This window comes from Streptomyces sp. NPDC047917, assembly GCF_043204345.1.
In the GTDB taxonomy this organism is placed as follows: domain Bacteria; phylum Actinomycetota; class Actinomycetes; order Streptomycetales; family Streptomycetaceae; genus Streptomyces; species Streptomyces sanglieri.
In genome coordinates, this window is record NZ_JBIDCA010000009.1 from 427,069 (window position 1) to 442,794 (window position 15,726).

Annotated in this window: 17 protein-coding genes; 12 read left to right on the plus strand and 5 right to left on the minus strand. The window is 71.3% G+C overall.

Features of this window, described 5'->3' with window-relative positions; genetic code table 11:
- Window positions 1–14 precede the first annotated feature (14 nt).
- Entirely contained in the window at window positions 15–1,001 is a 987-nt protein-coding gene (locus ACGF8B_RS23965; RefSeq protein ID WP_392742049.1) for a universal stress protein, read from the plus strand.
- A 279-nt stretch (window positions 1,002–1,280) separates the two neighbouring features.
- Complete coding sequence (locus tag ACGF8B_RS23970) at window positions 1,281–2,429, plus strand: hypothetical protein (protein WP_392741955.1); 1,149 nt, start codon at window positions 1,281–1,283, stop codon at window positions 2,427–2,429.
- A 417-nt stretch (window positions 2,430–2,846) separates the two neighbouring features.
- Here the strand turns inward: ACGF8B_RS23970 and ACGF8B_RS23975 are convergent, their stop codons facing one another.
- Window positions 2,847–3,419 carry a TIGR03086 family metal-binding protein gene (locus tag ACGF8B_RS23975; RefSeq protein ID WP_392741958.1) on the minus strand — a complete coding sequence of 191 codons (573 nt, stop codon included), beginning with the start codon at window positions 3,417–3,419 and terminating at the stop codon, window positions 2,847–2,849.
- Window positions 3,420–3,510: 91 nt separating this feature from the next.
- Between ACGF8B_RS23975 and ACGF8B_RS23980 the strand changes: the two genes are divergently transcribed.
- The 4 genes from ACGF8B_RS23980 to ACGF8B_RS23995 all read left to right on the plus strand — a co-directional run bounded on the left by ACGF8B_RS23980 (window position 3,511) and on the right by ACGF8B_RS23995 (window position 6,849).
- A complete protein-coding gene (locus ACGF8B_RS23980) occupies window positions 3,511–4,335 on the plus strand; it encodes a DUF6597 domain-containing transcriptional factor (RefSeq protein ID WP_392741961.1) in 825 nt (274 codons plus the stop codon).
- 36 nt (window positions 4,336–4,371) lie between these two features.
- Entirely contained in the window at window positions 4,372–4,929 is a 558-nt protein-coding gene (locus ACGF8B_RS23985) for a GNAT family N-acetyltransferase (RefSeq protein WP_392741964.1), read from the plus strand.
- A gap of 255 nt (window positions 4,930–5,184) precedes the next feature.
- Window positions 5,185–6,039, plus strand: a complete 855-nt coding sequence (locus tag ACGF8B_RS23990) for an NAD(P)H-binding protein (RefSeq protein ID WP_392741966.1) — start codon at window positions 5,185–5,187, stop codon at window positions 6,037–6,039.
- Window positions 6,040–6,105: 66 nt separating this feature from the next.
- The gene (locus ACGF8B_RS23995) at window positions 6,106–6,849 is read left to right on the plus strand and encodes a Mut7-C RNAse domain-containing protein (RefSeq protein WP_392741970.1); all 744 of its coding nucleotides are present in this window, start codon (window positions 6,106–6,108) and stop codon (window positions 6,847–6,849) included.
- A 78-nt stretch (window positions 6,850–6,927) separates the two neighbouring features.
- Here the strand turns inward: ACGF8B_RS23995 and ACGF8B_RS24000 are convergent, their stop codons facing one another.
- Together ACGF8B_RS24000 and ACGF8B_RS24005 are read right to left on the minus strand one after the other, a co-directional pair.
- Window positions 6,928–7,416: a MarR family winged helix-turn-helix transcriptional regulator gene (locus ACGF8B_RS24000; protein WP_392741973.1), complete on the minus strand. Its 489-nt coding sequence runs from the start codon at window positions 7,414–7,416 to the stop codon at window positions 6,928–6,930.
- Window positions 7,417–7,637: 221 nt separating this feature from the next.
- Complete coding sequence (locus ACGF8B_RS24005) at window positions 7,638–8,210, minus strand: TetR family transcriptional regulator (RefSeq protein ID WP_392741976.1); 573 nt, start codon at window positions 8,208–8,210, stop codon at window positions 7,638–7,640.
- 125 nt (window positions 8,211–8,335) lie between these two features.
- Here ACGF8B_RS24005 and ACGF8B_RS24010 point away from each other — a divergent pair, with 125 nt between their 5' ends.
- On the plus strand, window positions 8,336–9,793 hold the full coding sequence (locus tag ACGF8B_RS24010; RefSeq protein ID WP_392741979.1) for an FAD-dependent monooxygenase: 1,458 nt from the start codon (window positions 8,336–8,338) through the stop codon (window positions 9,791–9,793).
- Between the two features lie 148 nt (window positions 9,794–9,941).
- Here ACGF8B_RS24010 and ACGF8B_RS24015 read toward each other — a convergent pair whose 3' ends face one another.
- The gene (locus ACGF8B_RS24015; protein WP_392741982.1) at window positions 9,942–10,340 is read right to left on the minus strand and encodes a hypothetical protein; all 399 of its coding nucleotides are present in this window, start codon (window positions 10,338–10,340) and stop codon (window positions 9,942–9,944) included.
- A gap of 346 nt (window positions 10,341–10,686) precedes the next feature.
- Between ACGF8B_RS24015 and ACGF8B_RS24020 the strand changes: the two genes are divergently transcribed.
- Window positions 10,687–11,022 carry a YnfA family protein gene (locus ACGF8B_RS24020; RefSeq protein ID WP_392741986.1) on the plus strand — a complete coding sequence of 112 codons (336 nt, stop codon included), beginning with the start codon at window positions 10,687–10,689 and terminating at the stop codon, window positions 11,020–11,022.
- A gap of 56 nt (window positions 11,023–11,078) precedes the next feature.
- Window positions 11,079–11,837 carry an SDR family NAD(P)-dependent oxidoreductase gene (locus ACGF8B_RS24025; RefSeq protein ID WP_259930095.1) on the plus strand — a complete coding sequence of 253 codons (759 nt, stop codon included), beginning with the start codon at window positions 11,079–11,081 and terminating at the stop codon, window positions 11,835–11,837.
- A 161-nt stretch (window positions 11,838–11,998) separates the two neighbouring features.
- On the opposite strand, the gene ACGF8B_RS24030 is transcribed toward ACGF8B_RS24025, so the two are convergent.
- On the minus strand, window positions 11,999–13,192 hold the full coding sequence (locus ACGF8B_RS24030) for an RtcB family protein (protein ID WP_392741989.1): 1,194 nt from the start codon (window positions 13,190–13,192) through the stop codon (window positions 11,999–12,001).
- A 170-nt stretch (window positions 13,193–13,362) separates the two neighbouring features.
- Between ACGF8B_RS24030 and ACGF8B_RS24035 the strand changes: the two genes are divergently transcribed.
- The 3 genes from ACGF8B_RS24035 to ACGF8B_RS24045 form a co-directional block, all read left to right on the plus strand.
- Window positions 13,363–14,244 (plus strand): DUF3558 domain-containing protein, encoded by an 882-nt coding sequence (locus ACGF8B_RS24035; RefSeq protein WP_392741992.1) that lies wholly within the window; start codon window positions 13,363–13,365, stop codon window positions 14,242–14,244.
- Between the two features lie 268 nt (window positions 14,245–14,512).
- Complete coding sequence (locus tag ACGF8B_RS24040; protein WP_392741994.1) at window positions 14,513–15,376, plus strand: DUF3558 family protein; 864 nt, start codon at window positions 14,513–14,515, stop codon at window positions 15,374–15,376.
- A 208-nt stretch (window positions 15,377–15,584) separates the two neighbouring features.
- Window positions 15,585–15,726, plus strand: a 142-nt coding sequence (locus tag ACGF8B_RS24045; protein ID WP_392742052.1) for a DUF2637 domain-containing protein, incomplete at its 3' end; no start/stop codon positions are given.

Sequence of the window (15,726 nt, forward strand, 5' to 3'; positions counted from 1 at the left end):
AGGCGGTGGGAGCGATGGTGCTCCCGGTGGTCGTCGGGGTGGACGGCTCGGAGGGCAGCCTGCGCGCCCTGGACTGGGCCGCGGCCGAGGCGTCACGCTCCCGGCTCCCCCTGCGCGTCGTGCACGCGTCGCTGTGGGAGCACTACGAGGGCCTGCGGCCCACCGTGGACGCCGGGGTGCCCGGCGAACAGCTCCTCGCCGAGCATCTGGTCGCGTCGGCCCGGGACCGGGTGCGCGACCTCAGACCCGAGGTGCGTGTGATGGCCGACGTGCAGCCCGAGGACCCGGTGGCCGCGCTCGTCCAGGAGAGCCACGAGGCGTCACTCGTCGTCCTGGGCTCGCGGGGCCGTGGCCGGATCGCCGGAATGCTCCTGGGGTCCGTGGGGCTGGCACTGGCCGGCCGGTCGCACTGCCCGGTCGTGGTGGTCCCGGCGAGGCAGCCCGGCGCACCGCCGAAACCCGGCCACATCGTCGTCGGGATCAGCGATGACGCCGGCCCGTCGGCCGCCGCCGTCTTCGCCCTGGCCCAGGCCGCATCGCGACACGGCGAGCTCACCGCCGTACGCGCCTGGCGCCGCCCCGCGCACACGCTCCTGACTCATCCGCCCCTCCCGGGCATCCCCTCTTCCACCCAACGCCGACAGGCCGAGGAGCACCTCGACGAGGTCTTGAAGGCCCTGGAAACCCTGGAGAACCGGAAGAAGCAGCAGCAGGCGCAGGAGCCCCGGGGAACGCAAGAGACACAAGGGACGCAAGGTGCGCAGGATCCACAAGGAGCGCTCGGCCAGGTCGGCTCCGGAGCCGTCGTCATCCACCGCTCCATCGCTCAGGGCCCGGCCCACCAGGTACTGATCGAAGCCGCCGAGAACGCGGAGCTCCTGGTCGTCGGCGCCCGGCGCAGCAGCGGATGGCACGGACTCCAACTGGGCCCGGTCAACCACGCGGTGCTGCACTACTCACCGTGCCCGGTCGCCGTCGTCCCGGACACGTACCAGGGCTGAGGCCGCCGGCCCGGCACCCACCGGCCGGCCTTACGGTTCTCCCCGTACCGATGCACGCACGAGTCGTACCGATGCACGCGCACGAGTCGTGCCGATGCACACTCGCGAGTCGTGCCGATGCGCACGCGTGAGTCGTACGCCGGCACTCACGCACGCACGAGTCGTACCGAAGCACGCAAGCACGCACGAGTCGTACCGAAGCACGCACGCAAGCACGCCCGAGACCGATGCATTCACGCACGAGTCGACGCACTCACGCACCAGGGGAGGGCCCGTCCCATGGCCGATGCCACCGCCGCACGCCTTGTCACCACACTCGCCGCACCACTGGACCGCGCACGGAAAACGGCGGACGCCCCGCACCTCCTGCACTGGCCGGACACCCGGCCCGCTCCCGACGGCGGGCCGTCGACAGGCGTCCGGCGCCTGCTCGTCCAGCGCGGCGACACCGAGCTGATCGCCGTCGACCCCGACGGCCCGGACGTGGCGCCGGTGTACTTCCCCGCCCCCTGGCCCCGCGCCTTCGGCACCTGCGCGGTGGCGCCGGACGGCGGCCTCGCGGTCTTCGCCGGGGTGCACGCGGTACGCGCGGTGGATCCGGCGGGAACGGTGCGCTGGGAGGTGGCGCACGGCTGCTGGGAGGGCAGTTGCCGCACCCTCCACACCACGTACGAGGAGTACGCGGCCGACCGCCGGCATCTGTACGCGGACAGCGGCTCGGCCGTGTTCTCCGCGGACGGGACGCTCGTCTGGGCCCATGTCCGCGGCCCCGTCGCCGCCTCCGGTCCCGATCCGGAGGCGCTGGACGAGTGGCTGGTCATCGACGCGGCCGACGGACGGGTGCTCGGCCGGGCGGAGACCGCGACGGTGGCGGTCGGCTCCGGCCACGTCCCGCATCCCGACCCCGCCCGGATGGGGCTGTGCGTCGGCGAGGGCCAGGACGGGGTGCCGCTGCGGTGGGGCCGGTGGGACGGCGCGAAGCTCTCCGTCGAGCAGTTCTGCGACGACGAACGGATCCTGACGGGCGTGAGCCCCTCGGGAGACCGCTTCCTGACGGTGACCCACTACGAGGAGACGCTCGGCGTGCACCGGATCGACGACGGCCGCGTACTCTCCGAACTCGACACCGAGCACATCGTCCCGCGCCATCCCGAAGCCGATCCCGACGACCGGGACGCCGACGAGACGCTCTGGGACTACGAGTGCGGCTTCCTCGACGAGGAGACCGTCATCGCCGGTACGTCGGAGCGGGACGGGGAGTACGGCGAACACCGCCACTGGCTGGTGAGCACGGCCGGGGCGCGGATGCGGCTGACGGCGCAGGTCACGTACCCGTTCCCGATATCCGGCGCGCCCACGGCGCTCGGCGACGGCACCTGGTACACGGTGTCGGAGGCGGGCGACGTACTGCACGTGTGGAGCCGGTAGGCCGCCCCCCGCATCCGTATCCCCGCCCCTGCCCGCATCCGGCCATTCGCCCGCTCATTGGCCGAACACAGATCTTCAGCCGGCCCGGCGAACCTGCCGATGCACAGGAGACCTGCCTTGGTCCCGTGCGTGCGAGGAGGTCTGCCGTGGGCGACGCCCTGCTGGCCCTGTCCATCCCGGTGCTGCTCTTCGCCTGCGGCATCTACGCGGCGTGCGAGAGCTGGTGGCGGCGACGACGCCCGGCGCCCCCGTCTCCCGGCAGGCCGGGGCACCGGGCGGCCAGGCAGGCCGAGAGCGCGATGCTGGTGGATGCCGAGGAGGTCGTCGACGCCGCGTTCACCAGCCTGGACGGCCTCTACGGCACGCCGGAGGCACCGGAGGGCGAGGCCCCGGGCCCTCGCCCTCCCACCGCAGGCGTCAGGCGCCGGGGGGCCGCCAGCCGGGGTCCCGGCCGGTCAGCGCCAGCACCTCGTCGAAGGGGCTAGTCCCTTCCGGCACGGGGTGCGGCTCGCCGAACACCTTCGCCTCCCGGGCCATCGGAGCCATCGCGGCCAGCGCGGGGCCGATCTCGTCCAGTACGGACCGGGCCGGGGCGAACTCCTGGCCGGTGGCCCGCGCCAGGTCCCAGGCGTGGACGGTCAGATCGCCCAGCACCATGTTCCCGACGGTCCTGGCCGGGAGCCCCATGGCCCCCGCGGTCCCCTCGTCCGCGCCGGGCACGGCCCAGGCCGCCACCAGCCCGGCCGCCTCCTCGCCGAACCGGGCCCGCCAGTCCCCGGTGACGATGTCCGGCGTCGTACCGAAGTCGGCCTCCTCCCTGGCCGCCAGGGCCTGGAAGTTGACCACCACTTGGAAGAGATGGCTGATCAGGGCCCGTACGTCGTAATCCGCGCACGGAGTGGGGGCATCGAGACCGTCGTCGTCGATCCCGTCCAGCACCGCCATCGCCGGTCCGACGGCCGTGGCCAGCAATTCACTGATCTTCGTCATCCTCCGACGATGCACGACCGGGCGGCCGGGCGCTTGAAGAAACGCGACACCGTCCGCGCCCGGGCCGTCCATGGATCGTAGGATCGCCGCCATGGCCGGTCCTCGACGCGACACCCGGGGCATCGTCGACGCCCCCGAACTCTTCGCCCAGGTACGTTTCCGCCGCCGTGAACCCGCCGCCGGTCTGCGGCCGTACATCGACAACTACTGGCTCATCGACTGGGATCTGTCCCAGCCGTACGCCTCCCATGTGGTGCCGCACCCATCCGTGAACCTGGTCTTCCAGCGGTTCGAGCAGGACGACGGCACGGCCCGGCCCGGTCCCGCCGGGTTCGTCGAGGTCTCGGGCATCGGGCTGGAACTCTTCACGCAGAAGCTGGAGCGCCGGGGCCGGGTCTGCGGAGTGAAGTTCCGGCCCGGTGGCTTCCGGCCGTTCGCACCGGACCGGCCGGTCTCGGACTGGACGGGGCGGCGGCTCCCCGCCGAGGAGGTGTTCGCCCCGCCCGCCCCGCCGTCCGACATCCTCGGCCCGGCGGACGAGGACGCGCGGGTGGCGGCGCTCGACCGGTACCTGCTGGCGCTCGGCCCGGAACCCGACCCGCAGGCCGAACGCGCGGTGGCCCTGGCCGACCTGGTGCGCACGGACCGCACGGTGCGTCGTGTCGACGAACTCGCCCGCACCGCGGGGCTGTCGCCGCGCTCGCTCCAGCGGCTCTTCGCCTCGTACGTCGGCGTCGGCCCCAAGTGGGTCATCCTCCGCTACCGCATCCACGAGGCCCTGGAGCGGGCGGAGTCGGACCCGCAGGTGGACTGGGCGGCGCTCGCCGCGGAACTCGGCTACAGCGACCAGGCCCACCTGATCAGGGACTTCACCGCCACGGTCGGCGTGCCTCCGACGGCGTTCGCCCCGCGCTGACCGCCCGCTGTCAGTGCCGCGTCCTACAGTTCCGGTATGGAACGAGCCGCTTCATCTCCCGTACGGATCGAAGCCTGGTCGGATGCCGACCTGGAGCTTCTCCGCCGCGCCAACGCCCCTGAGCTGATGGATCACTTGGGCGACCCCGAGACGGAGGAGCAGCTCATAGCGCGCCACGGGCGTTACGTGGAGCTGAGCGCGGACCGCACGGGCCGGGGCAGGATGTTCCGCGTCGCGCTGACGGACGGGGCCGAAGCGGTGGGCACGATCGGCTTCTGGGAGCGGACCTGGCAGGGCCAGGAGGTGTACGAGACGGGGTGGGCCGTCCTCCCCGAGTACCAGGGCCTGGGCATCGCGACGGCCGCGACGAGGGCAGTCGCCGAGCAGGCCCGCGCCGAGCGCAAGCACCGCTTCCTGCACGCCTACCCGTCCGTGGAGAACGCCGCGTCGAACGCGGTGTGCCGCAAGGCGGGCTTCACCCTGATCGGCGAGTGCGACTTCGAATACCCGCCCGGCCATGCGCTGCTGACCAACGACTGGCGGCTCGACCTCGACCTCGACCTTGCCCCCGGGGGTGGCCACTCCGCTCTGTAGCTACAGCCGCAGCCGCGGTTACCCCGCCTCCGGGGCCGCCCCCGAGGCTTGCCCCGGGCGCGGGTCTCCAGGGGCGGGTCTACAGGAGCGGTGCCCCGAGAACGGTGCTCCGAGAAGAGGGCTCCAGGGGCGGTGCTCCAGGACGTCCGAAATTGTTTTGACACCGCACCCCTCCCCCGCAATATTTATCTGCGCAACGCAGCTTATTCGTGTCGCAAGGATATGTGCCGTACCCGCAGAGGGGATTCCTCCACCATGACCACTCTCGTCACCGGATGCCGGGGCCGCATCGGCTCCACGCTGGTCTCGCTGCTGCACCGCGACGGCCACGCCGTCCGCGCGGCCTCGCGCACCCCCGAGGGCCTTGCCGCCACGGCCGACGCACTGCCCGCCGGCGTGCCCGTCGTGGCCTGCGACCTCGGTGATCCGGCCACTTTCGGGGCCGCTCTCGACGGCATCGACTCCGTCTTCCTCTACGCCGACCCGTCCGGCATCGACGCCTTCCTCTCCGCGGCCGAGACCGCCGGGGTGAGCCACATCGTGCTGCTCTCCTCCAGTTCCGTCCTGGCCCCGGACGCCCGGGAGAACCTGATCGCCTCCTCCCACCACGCGGTGGAGCAGGCCGCGATCGCCTCGCCCCTCACCACGACGCTGCTGCGCCCGGGAGCCTTCATGAGCAACGCGTTCCAGTGGGTGCAGCCGGTACGGACCCATGGCTCCGTCGACCTTCCCCACCCCAACAGCCACTCCAGCCCCATCCATGCCGGCGACATCGCAGAAGCCGCCCTCGCCGCGCTCACCGAGCCCCGCCTGCAGGGCGCGGCGTACCACCTGACCGGTCCCGAATCGCTCACCGCCGCCGAGCAGGTCGGCATGCTGGCGGCGGCGTCCGGGCGCCCCGTCACCGTCAACACCGTGACCGGGGCCGCCTGGAAGGAGTCCATGGCCGCCTTCATGCCCGGGCCGATCGCCGACGCGCTGCTCGCGTACGCGGCCGGCCTGGACGGCGTCCCGGACGAGGTGACGAGCGACGTCGAGAAGCTGACCGGCCACCCGGCCCGCACCTTCGCCACCTGGGCCGAGGAGAACGCCGCGGCTTTCCGCCCCTGAGCGACGAGACCCCCGAGCGGCGAAACCCCCTGGCTGGCACACCCCGGCCGATGACATCCTGGCGGGGTGAACGGACCGGAGATCCACCTCGAAGTCGCCCCCGAGCTGCGGCTCTTCGTCGCGCATGAACGCCGCCGGGGACGCACGGCCGTGACAACGGACGGCTCGTCCACCCTCGGCCATGTCGTGGAGTCGCTCGGCATCCCGCTCACCGAGGCCGGAGAGATCCTGGTCGACGGCCGGCCCGTGCCGGTCTCACACATCCCGGGGGCCGGCGAACTGGTCGAGGTTCGTGCCGTGGCACGCCCCCAGCAGGTCCCGGGCGCGCCCCTGCGGTTCCTGCTCGACGTCCACCTCGGCACCCTGGCCCGGCGGCTGCGGCTGCTGGGTGTCGACGCGGCGTACGAGAGCGAGGACATCGGCGATCCCGCGCTGGCCGCCCGTTCGGCGCAGGAGCGGCGCGTACTGCTCTCACGGGACCGGGGGCTGCTGCACCGGCGTGAGATCTGGGCCGGGGCGTACGTCTACAGCGACCGCCCGGAGAATCAACTCCGCGATGTGCTGGAGCGGTTCGCCCCGCACCTCGCCCCGTGGACCAGGTGCACCGCCTGCAACGGCCCGCTGAAGGCGGCCGACAAGGACACGGTCAGCGATCAGCTGGAGCACGGCACCCGGAGCTCGTACGACGTCTTCGCGCAGTGCACGGAGTGCGACCGTGTCTACTGGCGGGGCGCCCACCACTCCCATCTGGAGGCGATCGTCACGAGGGCCCTCCAGGAGTTCGCACCCACATCGTCGGACGGCGCATAGCCTCGGCGGACGGCGCGTAACCCCGGCATCCCGGGCCCCGGCGACCCGGCACCTCGGCGCCCCGCCGTCCCTCGGCCATCACGCGCCGTCGGCGGCCTCCCGCAGCGACTCGACCTGTAGCGCGCTCAGCTCGGTCGTTCGCCGCATGTGGGCGATGAGCAGGGCCACTTCATCGTCGTCGTACGCCTCGAACATCGCCGCCCACGCCCCGTTCAGCCGCTCCCAGACCGCACCGATCTCCACCATCCGCTCCGGCACGGTCGTGACGAGCACCCGTCGCCGGTCGACGGTGTCCCGCTCGCGCGTCACGTACCCGCCCCGTTCCAGCCGGTCGACCAGCCGGGTCGCCGAACCCGTGGTCAACCCGGTCAGCTCCGCGATGCGGCCCGTGGTGACCGGCGTCGCCTCCAGACCGAGCAGGTTGAGGCACTGGAGATCGGTCGGGTGGAGCCGCAGATGGTCGGCGACGGCCTGGTTGAAGAGCGCGAAGGCGGCCATGTAGCGGCGTGACTCGACGGTCAGCTCGGCCATCAGCGCACTGCGGCCGGGCTGGGACTTCTGCGACATACAGCGAGTGTACGGAGCAACCAACCGCCTCGGCCCGGCCAGGTCGGACCAGGTCGGACCAGGCCAGGGCCGGTCGGGACCGGTCGGGAACAGCCAGGAGCAACCAGGCCGGGTCGGATCCGATCGAGTCGGTTCTGGTCGAGTCGGACCCGGTCGAGTCGGACCCGGTCGGGTCGGATCCGGCCACAGCGACCCGGCCCCGCCGCGGCGCCCCGGCCCGGCTACGGCGTCTCTGCGGTCAGATAGCGCTGGACGGTGGGCGCGAGCCAGGCGATCACCTCGTCGCGCGACATCTCGACGGCGGGCCCGAACCGCAACACGTAGCGCGCGAGCGCCATTCCGAGTATCTGCGAGGCGACGAGCACCGCACGGCGGGCCGCTTCGGCGGGAACGGGGCAGACCCCGACCGTGACCGCACCGATCTGCCCGGCGAAGATCGCCCGCATCCGCTCGGCGCCCGCTTCATTGGTGACGCTGACCCTGAGCATGCCCGTGAGCACGTCGTCACCCTCCCAGCGGTCCAGGAAATGCCCGACCAGCACCGCACCCACGTGCTTGCCCGGCAGCGCGCCCAGCTCGGGGATCCGCAGGTCGATCGAGGAGGCGGCGACGAACAGCCCCTCCTTGTTGCCGAAGTAGCGCATGACCATCGACGGGTCGATGTTCGCGTCGCGGGCGATGGCCCGGATGGTCGCGCGCTCGTACCCGTCGGCGGCGAACCGCTCGCGTGCGGCATCGAGGATCGCGGCCTTGGTGGCATCCGAGCGTCGAGGCGCGGTGGCGGGCTCTGTCATGCCAACAAATGTAGGCCAACAGGCGTTGACATGCCAGTCCCACCGGAGCTACCGTTGCCAACAAGCGTTGACCAACAGTTGTTGGCATATCGGTGACAGCTGATGAACGGGCCCAGGAGGCAGTCATGACCACCACCCCGAGCACCGCGTCCGAAACCGTCGACGTACTCATCGTGGGCGCCGGCCCCACCGGTCTGCTGCTGGCAGGGGACCTGGCCGCCCAGGGCATCTCCGTCACACTCGTCGAGCGCCGCCCGCACCGGACGAACAACATGACGCGCGCCTTCGCCGTGCATGCCCGCACGCTCGAACTGCTCGACAGCCGCGGCCTGGCCGACGAGCTGATCCGGACGGGCACCCCCCTCACTTCCCTGCGCTTCTTCGGGAAGCTCTCGCTCGACCTCTCCCGGCTGCACACCCGCTTCCCGTTCGTGCTGATCACCCCGCAGTACGAGGTGGAGCACCTGCTGGAGCGCCGCGCCCGCACCGCCGGCGTCCACTTCCGGTACGAGACGGAGCTGATCTCGCTCCACCAGAGCGCCGCAGCGGAGTCCGTCACCGCCGAGCTGCGCGAGGCGGACGGCAGCCGGACCACCCTCACCGCCCGCTATCTCGTCGGCACCGACGGGATGCGCAGCCCCGTGCGCCATGCGCTCGGGCTCCCCTTCCCCGGCGGATCGGTGATCCGGTCGATGGTCCTCGCCGATGTCCGGCTCACCGACGAGCCCTCCGACATCCTGACGGTCAGCGGCGAGGGGGACGCCTTCGCGTTCGTCGCGCCCTTCGGCGACGGCTGGTACCGAGTGATGGGGTGGGACCGCGCACACCAGGCGGCCGACAGCGACCCCGTCGACCTCGACGAGCTGCGCGAGATCTGCCGCACCGCCCTCGGCACCGACTTCGGCATGCACGAAGCCCGCTGGATCTCCCGCTTCCACAGCGACGAACGCCAGGCCCCGTCCTACCGGACCGGCCGGGTCTTCCTCGCCGGGGACGCCGCCCATGTCCACTCCCCCGCGGGCGGCCAGGGCATGAACACCGGCCTCCAGGACGCGGCCAACCTCTCCTGGAAGCTCGCCGCCGTGCTACGGGGACAGACGGCCGACCCGGAAGCGCTCCTCGACAGCTACCACGCCGAACGGCACCCGGTCGGCACGATGGTGCTCCGCACCAGCGGCGCGCTGGTCCGCCTCGCCATGGCCCGCACCCCGCTCCAGCGGACGGTCAGGACCGTCACCTCCAAGACCCTGTCCGCCGTCCGCCCCGCCTCGGACAAGGCCATCGGCATGGTCTCCGGCATCTCGATCGCCTACCGGGCCCCGCGTGGTACGCATCCCCTGACCGCGAAGCGTGCCCCCGACCTGAGCCTCCAGGAGGGCCGCCTGCACCAACTGCTGCGCGACGGCACGTTCGTCCTGGTCACCCCCGACGGCACCGCCGCTCCGGCATCACCGTCCCCGCTGGTGCACGCCCACTGGCGGGGCGACCGCACCACCACCCTGCTCGTCCGTCCCGACGGCTACATCGCCTGGGCGAGCGACCACCCCGACCCGACGGCCCTGCGGGCCGCACTCGACCGATGAACACGGGGCCCACGACGAGCACCGGGCCCGCGTCGCCGACCTCCACGAACACCGGACCCGAACCACCCGCCGCGTCACCCACCACGCGCCCCTCGCGTCGGCCGCCACATCGCCCTTCGCGTCGTCCGCCGGGGGTTCGGGACACGTATCAGAACACGTACTCGTCACCGGTGGCCGGGGCCAGCACCTTGTGGTCGTTGTTCCTGGGGTTCCGGTCGCTCGCGCCACCGTTCCACAAGGTGTCGACGCGCACGACGACCTCGTCCGGCCGCCCGGCGAGCCGCAGTTCGAGGGCGATCCGCCGCTCCTGCGCCCCGTCGGCGTGCAGGCTGCCCGTCCGGCACAGCACGGTCCGCCGGTCGGCCCGCAGGCAGCCCTGCGGAAGTACCTGCGGTCCGGCGAGCCCCACCGAGGTCCGCACGCGCACGGTCACTCCGGTCAGACTCGACGGGCCGTGGTTCTCGGTCCGCACCCGGACCTTGAGTCCCGCGTCCCACAGCAGGACATACCCGTGGTGCGACACATCGGCCTCGGGCGCAATGCCCACGAAGGGCTCAGGAAGAACAAAGGGCGTCACAGCCGCGGACGGCGTCACGACCGCACGGGAAGTCACGGCCGCAGGGGAAGTCACGGCCGCAGGGGAAGTCACGGCCGCAGGGGAGGTGACACCCGGGCGGGAGGTCACAGCCGCAGGGAAAGTCACAGCCGCAGACGGGACGGCCGCCGCGGCCCCCGCCCCCAGCACCACGCTCCCGGCCAACAGCGCCGTCGCGGAGAGGGCTCGCGCAGCTCTATGTGTCACTACCATGCCCCGAAGATACAGATCGCCCCGAATCATCCGTATTTACCGACCGGTTCGGCGCGCCTTTCTCCTCGCATGACACGCTTGCCTCATGTCGATCGCCCGGTCCATCGCCCTCTTCGTCGTCGCCGCGCTCTTCGAGATCGGGGGCGCCTGGCTGGTCTGGCAGGGCGTGCGTGAGCACCGGGGCTGGATCTGGATCGGGGCGGGCGTCATCGCGCTGGGCGCCTACGGCTTCGTCGCCACGCTTCAGCCGGACGGCGAGTTCGGCCGCATCCTCGCCGCGTACGGCGGGGTCTTCGTCGCCGGCTCGATCGCCTGGGGCATGGTCGCCGACGGCTACCGCCCCGACCGCTGGGACGTGATCGGCGCGCTGATCTGCCTGGCCGGCATGGCAGTGATCATGTACGCCCCCCGCAGCCACTGAGCCCGGCACCTGCCTATCCTGACCCCCGTACCGATCAGCTGTCCGAGGAGTCCGCCATGGCCGCCACCCCGATCGCCGTCATCACCGGAGCGAGCAGCGGCATCGGTGCCGCGACCGCCCGGCAGCTCGCCGCCGCCGGCTACCGCGTCGTGGTGACCGCCCGCCGCAAGGACCGCATCGAGGCGCTCGCCGCCGAGATCAACGAGGCGGGCCACCAGGCCACGGCCTACGAGCTGGACGTCACCGACCGCGACGCGGTGAACGAGTTCGCCACGGCGTTCCGTACCCTCGCCGTCCTCGTGAACAACGCGGGAGGGGCGCTCGGGGCCGACCCGGTCGCCAGCGGCGACCCCGCCGACTGGCGCCAGATGTACGAGACCAACGTCATCGGCACACTCAATGTCACCCAGGCCCTGCTCCCCGCCCTCACCGCGAGCGGCGACGGCACGGTGGTCATCCTCTCCTCCACCGCGGGCCTCTCCACGTACGAGGGCGGCGGCGGTTATGTGGCCGCCAAGCACGGCGAGCACGTCCTGGCCGAGACCCTCCGCCTGGAGATCGTCGGCACCCCCGTCCGCGTCATCGAGGTCGCCCCGGGCATGGTCAAGACCGAGGAGTTCGCCACCACCCGCTTCCGGGGCGACACCGAGAAGGCCGCCAAGGTGTACGCGGGCGTCGACGCCCCCCTCACCGCCGACGACGTCGCCGACACCATCTCCTGGGCCGTCACCCGGCCCAGCCACGTCAACATCGACCTCCTGGTCGTCCGCCCCCGCGCCCAGGCCTCCAACTCCAAGGTCCACCGCACCGCCTGACCGGAGCGGGACGGACCGGGCCGGACCGGGCCGGGGACAAAGCAGGACGGGGCAGGACCAGACCGGGGACAAGGCAGGACGGGGCAGGACGGACAGGAAGAGGCCCGGGACACACCACCCGCGTCCCGGGCCCCTCCGTCCATCGCGCGCGAAGAACCGATTCAGCCCTTCACGCACACGATCTGCTTGAGCTTGGCGACGACCTCCACCAGGTCCCGCTGCTGCTCGATGACCTTCTCGATCGGCTTGTACGCGGCCGGAATCTCGTCCACGACGCCGGAGTCCTTCCGGCACTCCACGCCCCGCGTCTGGTCCTCCAGGTCGCGCGTCGAGAAGCGCCGCTTCGCGGCGTTCCGGCTCATCTTCCGGCCGGCGCCGTGCGAGGCCGAGTTGAACGACTTCTCGTTCCCGAGGCCCTTCACGATGTACGAACCGGTGCCCATCGACCCCGGGATGATCCCGAAGTCCCCGGACCCCGCACGGATCGCACCCTTCCGCGTGACCAGCAGGTCCATGCCCTCGTACCGCTCCTCCGCCACGTAGTTGTGGTGGCAGGAGATGACCGGCTCGAAGGTCACCTTGGCCTTCTTGAACTCCTTGCGGACCACGTTCTGGAAGAGCGCCATCATGATGGCCCGGTTGTGCTTCGCGTACTCCTGCGCCCAGAACAGGTCGTTCCGGTACGCCGCCATCTCCGGGGTGTCGGCGATGAACACCGCCAGGTCCCGGTCGATCAGGTCCTGGTTGTGCGGCAGCTTCTGCGCCTGACCGATGTGGAAGTCGGCCAGTTCCTTGCCGATGTTCCGCGATCCGGAGTGCAGCATCAGCCAGACCGAACCCGCCTCGTCGAGGCAGAACTCGATGAAGTGGTTGCCCGATCCGAGCGTCCCCATCTGCTTCGTGGCACGTTCCTGACGGAACTTGACCGCGTCGGCCACCCCGTCGAACCGTCCCCAGAAGTCGTCCCAGCCCGGCGCCCGGAAGCCGTACAACCCGTCCGGCTGCACGGCGTCGTCGTGCATGCCCCGGCCCACCGGGATGGCCTGCTCGATGCTCGACCGCAGCCGGGACAGGTCGCCCGGCAGGTCGTTGGCCGTCAGCGAGGTCTTCACCGCGGACATTCCGCAGCCGATGTCCACACCGACCGCCGCCGGACAGACCGCACCGTGCATCGCGATCACCGAACCGACCGTCGCGCCCTTGCCGAAATGGACGTCCGGCATGACGGCGAGACCCTTGATCCAGGGCAGCGTGGCCACATTGCGCAGTTGCCGCATCGCGACGTCCTCGACCGAGGCCGGATCGGCCCACATGCGGATGGGAACCTTCGCCCCCGGCACCTCTACATAAGACATAGTCCCTCGATTCCCCCGAAAAGTCTGAAAGCGCAAAACCGGTGCCAAGGTCGGCAAATGAGTCGGTCGACCGGCATTCACAGCGGCGCGTGCGATACACATTGTGTCCACCGGCCGCCATCGGGCGGCAACCGTTTTTCGCACGAAGGGAGCCCAGGACCGTGCGACGAATGGCCTTCGTAACCGGCACCGCGCTACTGGCAGCGCTCGTCGTCGGCTGCAGCGCCGACTCCGGAACCGATGGTTCCGCAGCCGACAGCAAGCCCGGCGAGGAGACCGTCGCCGCCGCGGCCCCCGGCAAGTACCGCACCCTTCCCGAGCCTTGCCGTGCCGTCGAGACCTCGACACTGAAGGACCTGCTCCCGGGCACCGCCGAACTCACCGAGGAACAGCAGCAGAAGGTGTACGAGGGCACCGCCTCCGTCACCTACAACACCGACCGCCGGGTCGGCTGCAGCTGGAAGTCCGAGGACCCCTCCTCCTCGCACACCCTGTTCATCGACTTCGAACGCGTCGTGTCCTACGACCCCGCCGTGAGCGACGACGACCGCGCCCGCGAGGTGTACACGAAGAAGGAGACCGCCGCCGGGCTGTCCTCCCCCTCCGCGACCCCCGACGCCGCGAAGAGCACGGAGGGCGCGGCGGCGAAGGAGAAGGAGGCCGAGAAGGGCAAGGACGGGAAGAAGCAGACGTCCGCCGCCTCCGACGACGCCTCCGACGCCACCTCGCACGCCCTGACCGGCCCCTCCCCCGAGGACGACGCCACCGACGACGGGACCACCGACAACGGCACCGGCACCTCGGACGAGAGCCTTCAGCCGCGTGTCCTCGACGACTTCGGCGACAGCGCATTTCTGGACGATCTGCTCACCCGGGCAGGTTCCACCGCACAGCACCGCACGGTGAAGGTGGTATTCCGCACATCGAACGTCATCGTGACCGTCGAGTACGCCGAGCAGCCGTCCGTCTCCACCGTGGTCCCCGACAGCAAGGAACTGCAGGAGAAGGCCCAGGCACTGGCCCGGAAGCTGGTCGAGAAGTTCAGCGAATGACCCGTCCCGGGCACCCCTGACCCACGTCTCTCCCGACCACCGGGCCCCCGGGCCGAGGCGGCATCCGGTCGCAGTCCGTCGTACCGTGGCCCTCCGGAAAACCCTCCGGGACAGCTTCCCGGACACCCTCCGGACCACCGCCCGACCGCCCGACCTCCTGCCCGATCCACCGGCCGACCGCCTGCCCGACCACCCGGCCGACCGCCTGCCCGACCATCCGCCCGACCACCTGGCAGCCCGCCCGCCGCGCCACCCGAGTGAAGGAACCATGCACCGTTCAGCCCCGCGACTCTCCCGCATACTCGCCTGCGCCGCCGTCCCGGTGATGCTCGTCGTCGCCGGCTGCTCGTCGGACTCCGGCGACAAGAAGGAATCGGGCTCGTCCGAGTCGTCCGCATCGCCGAGCGCGAGCAAGAAGGCGGAACCGACCGTCGAGCCCGCGAAGTTCGCCGCGCTGCCCGACCCGTGCAAGTCGATCACCAAGAAGACGGTCACGTCCCTGGTTCCCTCGGCGAAGTCCAAGAACGGCACGGCAGCCAACTCCAGCGACATCACCTCCCGCGCCGGCTGCTCCTGGAACGGCCTCGACGACAACGGTGTGAAGGGCTCCCAGTACCGCTGGCTCGACGTCGGCTTCACCCGCTTCGAATCGGACCAGGCCCTGGGCAGCGGCGCCAAGCGCGCGCAGCAGGACTTCGCGAAGCAGGTCGACAAGGCGAAGGCGGCCGAGGGCGCCAAGAAGGTCGTCGAAGCGCCCGCCACGGGCATCGGGGACCAGGCGAGCACGATCGCCTACGACCTCAGCAAGACCGGCGAGGACTTCAAGTACGCCACGGTCGTGACCCGCACGGAGAACGTCGTCATCACCCTCACCTACAACGGTGCGGGCTACGCGGGCGCGAAGACCCCCTCCGCCGGCGACATCATGAAGGGCGCCGAGAAGGCGGCCAAGGAAGCGGTGGCCGCGGTCGCAGCCGGCACGGCCACGCCGGGCGAGAAGGCCACGGACAAGGCGGACGACCCCAAGTCCTCGGACGGCAAGACCGAGGACGACAAGTCCGACGACAGCAAGAAGTCGACGGACAAGAAGAAGACCTCCGCCCACAAGTCGTCCGTCAAGACGGCCGGCTAGCGGCATCCGGCCCGTCCGACGAGCCGGCCACGCTCCGGCCCGGAGACGGTTTCACGAAGCCCGGCGCTCCCCCGAGCGCCGGGCTTCGCCCCTCCCCGCGCAATGCCCCGCGCCCCCATGTGCCAGGCTGTGCCCGCCAGAAGTCACAGCACGACGCCAGAACCTGACGTCGGATACGGGAAACGGGGAGGGAACGCGGGTGGCCGCGATGCAGCTGACACGCACCCACCGGATACTCATCGGTCTCGTGGTCGCCGGAGCGGTGCTCATCGCCGCGATCGGGTTCGCGGGGTCGTACGCGGCGGTGCGCGAGCTCGCCCTCCAGAAGGGTTTCGGGGACTTCTCGCTGG

Bases quoted from the DNA above. Each gene is read 5' to 3' on its own strand.
- ACGF8B_RS23965 (WP_392742049.1), top strand. From the start codon at position 15: ATGGTGCTCCCGGTGGTCGTCGGGGTGGACGGCTCGGAGGGCAGCCTG.
- ACGF8B_RS23970 (WP_392741955.1), top strand. From the start codon at position 1,281: ATGGCCGATGCCACCGCCGCACGCCTTGTCACCACACTCGCCGCACCA.
- ACGF8B_RS23975 (WP_392741958.1), bottom strand. From the start codon at position 3,419: ATGACGAAGATCAGTGAATTGCTGGCCACGGCCGTCGGACCGGCGATG.
- ACGF8B_RS23980 (WP_392741961.1), top strand. From the start codon at position 3,511: ATGGCCGGTCCTCGACGCGACACCCGGGGCATCGTCGACGCCCCCGAA.
- ACGF8B_RS23985 (WP_392741964.1), top strand. From the start codon at position 4,372: ATGGAACGAGCCGCTTCATCTCCCGTACGGATCGAAGCCTGGTCGGAT.
- ACGF8B_RS23990 (WP_392741966.1), top strand. From the start codon at position 5,185: ATGACCACTCTCGTCACCGGATGCCGGGGCCGCATCGGCTCCACGCTG.
- ACGF8B_RS24000 (WP_392741973.1), bottom strand. From the start codon at position 7,416: ATGTCGCAGAAGTCCCAGCCCGGCCGCAGTGCGCTGATGGCCGAGCTG.
- ACGF8B_RS24005 (WP_392741976.1), bottom strand. From the start codon at position 8,210: ATGACAGAGCCCGCCACCGCGCCTCGACGCTCGGATGCCACCAAGGCC.
- ACGF8B_RS24010 (WP_392741979.1), top strand. From the start codon at position 8,336: ATGACCACCACCCCGAGCACCGCGTCCGAAACCGTCGACGTACTCATC.
- ACGF8B_RS24020 (WP_392741986.1), top strand. From the start codon at position 10,687: ATGTCGATCGCCCGGTCCATCGCCCTCTTCGTCGTCGCCGCGCTCTTC.
- ACGF8B_RS24025 (WP_259930095.1), top strand. From the start codon at position 11,079: ATGGCCGCCACCCCGATCGCCGTCATCACCGGAGCGAGCAGCGGCATC.
- ACGF8B_RS24030 (WP_392741989.1), bottom strand. From the start codon at position 13,192: ATGTCTTATGTAGAGGTGCCGGGGGCGAAGGTTCCCATCCGCATGTGG.
- ACGF8B_RS24035 (WP_392741992.1), top strand. From the start codon at position 13,363: ATGGCCTTCGTAACCGGCACCGCGCTACTGGCAGCGCTCGTCGTCGGC.
- ACGF8B_RS24040 (WP_392741994.1), top strand. From the start codon at position 14,513: ATGCACCGTTCAGCCCCGCGACTCTCCCGCATACTCGCCTGCGCCGCC.